Source organism: Devosia riboflavina (assembly GCF_000743575.1).
Lineage (GTDB): Bacteria > Pseudomonadota > Alphaproteobacteria > Rhizobiales > Devosiaceae > Devosia > Devosia riboflavina.
In genome coordinates this window covers 1-950 of sequence record NZ_JQGC01000059.1, presented here as the reverse complement: position 1 = coordinate 950, position 950 = coordinate 1, and the positions used below count along the sequence as shown (strand labels likewise).

At 61.7% G+C, this 950-nt stretch carries 2 protein-coding genes; one reads left to right on the top strand and one right to left on the bottom strand.

Annotated features, from left to right (window positions below):
- A partial coding sequence (locus tag JP75_RS24635; protein WP_160194784.1) for a glycosyltransferase family 2 protein occupies positions 1–408 on the bottom strand: 408 nt, incomplete at its 3' end.
- 161 nt (positions 409–569) lie between these two features.
- Between JP75_RS24635 and JP75_RS24630 the strand changes: the two genes are divergently transcribed.
- Positions 570–950, top strand: a 381-nt coding sequence (locus tag JP75_RS24630) for a molybdopterin-dependent oxidoreductase (RefSeq protein ID WP_035087830.1), incomplete at its 3' end; no start/stop codon positions are given.

The following is a 950-nucleotide window of genomic DNA, read 5'->3' as shown; positions in this document are numbered from 1 at the left end:
GTAGTAGAAGAGCCGCACTAGGAAGCGGTTCCAGGCCGACAGATCGTAGTAGATGTAAGGTCCGCTCAGCGCCACGAGCTTGGGATTGCGCTCGAATTCGGTGAGAACGGTGGTGATCCAGCCCTCGGGGACCATGGTGTCGGAGTCGATATTGGCGACAAGCTCGGCGGTCGTCGCCTCGAAGCCGGCATGACGGGCGTGGACAAGGCCCTTCTTGGTCTCATCGACCACGGTCACGCCTTCATAGCTCTGCGCGATTTCCTTGGTGCGATCGGTCGAGGCATTGTTGACGACGACGATTTCGACATCGGCGCCCGAGCGCTTGACTTCCTTGAGCACGGATTCCACGCACTGACCGATCAGGGCCTGCTCGTTATAGGCGGGGATCACAAAAGCCAGCTTCGCCAAAACAACCTCCAGCCGCGTCCAAAAGCCGTGCGGCGCCGCTTCCAATGACACATGCCCGGGCTCGGAAGCAAACATGTCGTTGGGATCGCCTTCATTTCTCGTTCATATTTGTGGTGAAAACGGCCCGGAACAGGTGATAATCGCGCTCAAAGGAGCCCGACATGGCCGACGACACCAAGCTTACCCGCACCAAGCAGCTCTGGGCCCAATCCGGCAAGTTCCTCACCGGCCATACCAGCCGCCCCGAAACCGAGCGTCTGCCGCCCGGCCAGCACCTCGTCAACAACTGGCCGGTGCTCGACCTCGGCCAGACGCCGAATGTGCCGCGCGAACGCTGGCGGCTCGACGTGGGTGGCGTAGTCGACAACCCCTTCTCCTGGGACTGGGCAACGTTCGCGGCGCAGCCGCAGGTGGAGAAGACCACCGACATCCACTGCGTCACAACCTGGTCGCGCTACGACAACCGCTGGGAAGGCATCTCGACCCACCACCTCATCGAAATGGCGCAGCCGCGCTCCGAAGCGACGTTCGTGCTCTTCACG